The 3,062-nt window shown below is 72.7% G+C and carries 3 protein-coding genes; 2 read left to right on the top strand and 1 reads right to left on the bottom strand.

Annotation, left to right across the window (positions count from 1 at the left end):
• The coding region (locus JWP28_RS14010; RefSeq protein WP_299543809.1) for an arylamine N-acetyltransferase at positions 1-553 on the top strand (553 nt) is incomplete at its 5' end.
• On the opposite strand, the gene JWP28_RS14005 is transcribed toward JWP28_RS14010, so the two are convergent.
• Complete coding sequence (locus JWP28_RS14005; RefSeq protein WP_299543807.1) at positions 550-2,553, bottom strand: TonB-dependent receptor; 2,004 nt, start codon at positions 2,551-2,553, stop codon at positions 550-552. The genes JWP28_RS14010 and JWP28_RS14005 overlap by 4 nt on opposite strands.
• A 61-nt stretch (positions 2,554-2,614) precedes the next feature.
• On the opposite strand from JWP28_RS14005, the gene JWP28_RS14000 reads away from it, so the two are divergent.
• Positions 2,615-3,062 (top strand): SDR family NAD(P)-dependent oxidoreductase (locus JWP28_RS14000; RefSeq protein WP_299543805.1); only part of this gene is annotated, 448 nt, incomplete at its 3' end.

The raw sequence follows: 3,062 nt of genomic DNA, 5'->3' as shown, positions 1-3,062 counted from the left end.
CATGCGCGAGATGATGGGCGACTTCACGATCGGCAACCACCTGGTGCTGCTGGTCGAACTCGACGGTCAGCCGTGGATCGCCGACGTGGGCTTCGGCGACGGCAGCCTGGAGCCGTTCCGCCTGCAGCCGGCCGCCATGACCTTCGGCGGCTATCGCTTGCGGCTGGAGGCGCTGGATGAGTGCTGGTGGCGCTTCCACAATCACGAATTCGGCGGCGCGCGGTCCTTCGACTTCGCGGTGGCGCCCGCCGACCCGGACCTGCTGGCCGAGAAATGCCGGTGGCTGCAGAGCGCGCCGGACTCCAATTTCGTGCTGAACGCCGTCGTGCAGCGCTTCCGCGGTGAGGAGATCCTGCAGCTGCGCGGACGCACGCTGCGCCAGGTAACGCCGGCAGGCGTGGACACGAGCCTGCTGCACTCCGCCGACGAGTTCGTCGAGGTCCTGGCCGCCGACTTCGGCCTCGACCTGCCGGAAGCCGCCACGCTCTGGCCCCGCATCCTTGCGCGCCACGAGCAGGTGATGGCGGCGCAGGCCGAAACTGCGCAGGCCTAGCGCCGGTAGGCGTAGCCCACGCGGAAAGTCCGCGGCTCGGAGTAGCTGTCCACGAAGTCCGCGGTCTTGCCTGTGGAGATCTTGGCGTCGGCGAGGTTATCGACCGCAAGGTAGACCTCTTGGCCCGGCGCGAGGCTCCAGGCGGCCCGCGCGTTAAGTTCGGCGCCCGGCGGCAGGCGCCGCGCGTTCTGGTCGTCGTCGAACTGGGTCGAGACGTAGCGGACCTGCGCGCTCAGGGTCAGCTTCTCCAGCGCGCGCCAGTCGAGGCCGCCGGTGACCGTCCATTCCGGCGTCTGGGCCGGGCGCAGGCCGGTGAGCTGCGGGGCGCTGGAGCCGCCGTCGACGCGGGCGTGGGTGTAGGCGAAGGCGGCCCGCCAGCTGAGCGTCGTGACGATGTCCCCCGAGGCGTCCCCCTCCACGCCCCAGGCGTCGATCTCGCCGGCGTTGCGCCGTTGACGCAGCGTGCCGCCGGCCGGGATGAACCCGGCCAGGGGGAAGGTCCCGGGGCCGATGCCGATGGTGACGTTGGTGATCGGGTCGTTCAGCTGGTTGTAGAACAGGGTGGCTTGCCAGTGGACGAGCGTGTCTCCGCCGAGGCCCGCCTCGATCCCGTAGAGCTTTTCCGGCGTCAGCAGCGGATTGGCCTCGGTGATGTCGTTGCCGACCCGGAACGGGCGGTGCAGCTCGTTCAGCGTCGGCGCCCGGAAGCCGGCGTAGGCCGCGCTCCGCAGCCAGACGTCCGGCGTCAGGGTGTAGCGGATGCCGATCCGGCCGGTGGGCACGGTCCCGGAGTCGTTCGGCGCGGGGGAATTGAGGGTCGTGGCCCCGGTCGCCAGCACGAACTCATGTCGCTGGGCGTCGCTGGCGGTCCACTGGTCCACCCGCGCGCCGCCCGTGACGATCCAGGGGCCCTGGTCGTAGGCGCCCTCCAGGTAGAGGCCGCCGACGAAGGTCTTGCCGCCGGCGTCGCGGCCCATGGTGAAGGCGCCATTGACCACCCGGAACTGCTCGTGGTCGGTCCCGTCCGCCCAGCGGGCGTCGGCGCCCGCCTCCCAGGACGCCTGGCCCCACCGGCCCTGCAGGGCGGCGTTCAGCCCATAGCCATGCGCCGGCGTCGAGAACTCGTTGTTGGCCGGCGTGGTGGTGGCGCGCCCCGGCGCCACGGCGACCGAGGTGTTGAGCAGGTCGCTGCTGCGCGCCCAGGCCTGCAGCCGCCAGCCGCCGACGCCGCTGGCCGCCGGACGCGCCAGGGTGAACGTCGCCGACGATCCCTCGGCCTTGGAGCGCGCGCCCAGCAGGCCTGCGCCGCGGCGCTCCTGGAAGACGCCGAGCCGCGCGGCAGCCTGCACGCCGTCGAAGTCGTGCTGCGCCCGAAGCGCGATGGACTGGTCCTGCAGGGTCAGCGGCTGGTCCGCGGCGCCGGCCGCCGAACCGCGGACGGGCGTGTAGCCGTCGGTGGTCTCCGCCGAGGCGGTGACCAGTAGGCCCGGCGCGCCACCGGACACCGCCGCGCGATAGCTGTTGCGCTCGCCCGCCGAGACGTCCAGCGCCGCCAGCCCCTCGCCCGCGCCCCGCTCCTGCAAGGCGATCACCCCGGTAAGCGCGCCCGCGCCATAGGGGCCGGCCCCAGCGCCACGCACGATGGTCGCGCCGTCCAGCCCCTCGGACGGCAGCGCCGTCCAGATCACCCAGCCGCCGAACGGATCGTTCACCGGCGCGCCGTCCAGCGTCACCAGCGCCCGGCCCGCGCCCGAGCCGGCGATCGCCCGCAGCGAGACGCCCTGGGTGGTGGGGTTGGCGGAAAGCGAAGTGGTGCGGCGGAACAGGGAGACGCCGGGCGTGCTCTCCAGCGCCTGGTCGAGCCTCGGCGTCTGCTTTAGGATCTGCGGCCCGATCTGCACGGCGCTGAACGCCGCCTCGCCGCCTAGCGGCGGGAGCCGGGGCGGATAGACCACCACGGCCTCGACCGTCGGCGTTGGCGGTGGCGGGACTGCGGCCATTGGAACAAACCTCGCGAGCGCGAAGCTGTGCATTCGCGGGGGTTAGGGCTATCCAGCACGGATGCGGAGCGCAACAACCAAGGTCGCCATCGTCACCGGGGCCGGCAGCGGGATCGGCCGGGCTGTGTCCCTGGCGCTACTGCGGACCGGCTGGTCGGTGGCGCTCGCTGGCCGCCGCGCCGAGCCGCTGGCCGAGACCGCGGAGCTGGCCGGCGAGGCCGCGGACCGCGCCCTGCCCCACGTCACCGACGTCGCCGACCCGGCGTCCGTGGCGGCGCTTTTTGAGGCGACCGGGGCCCGGTTCGGCCGTCTCGACCTGCTGTTCAACAACGCCGGGACCGGCGCGCCGCCCGTGCCGCTGGAGGAACTCTCCGTCGAGCACTGGAAGCGCGTCGTGGACATCAACCTGACCGGCGCCTTCCTCTGCACCCAGGCCGGGTTCCGCCAGATGAAGGATCAGGACCCGCGCGGCGGGCGGATCATCAACAACGGCTCGATCTCGGCCCATG

The sequence above is a fragment of the Phenylobacterium sp. genome, from assembly GCF_028290885.1.
Taxonomy (GTDB): domain Bacteria; phylum Pseudomonadota; class Alphaproteobacteria; order Caulobacterales; family Caulobacteraceae; genus Phenylobacterium.
The sequence above is the reverse complement of the archived record's forward strand: the minus strand, read 5'-3'. Positions and strand labels throughout refer to the sequence as shown.

What these genes read in the sequence shown, in the direction of transcription:
- JWP28_RS14005 (WP_299543807.1), bottom strand. Translation starts at nt 2,553, where the DNA reads ATGGCCGCAGTCCCGCCACCGCCAACGCCGACGGTCGAGGCCGTGGTG.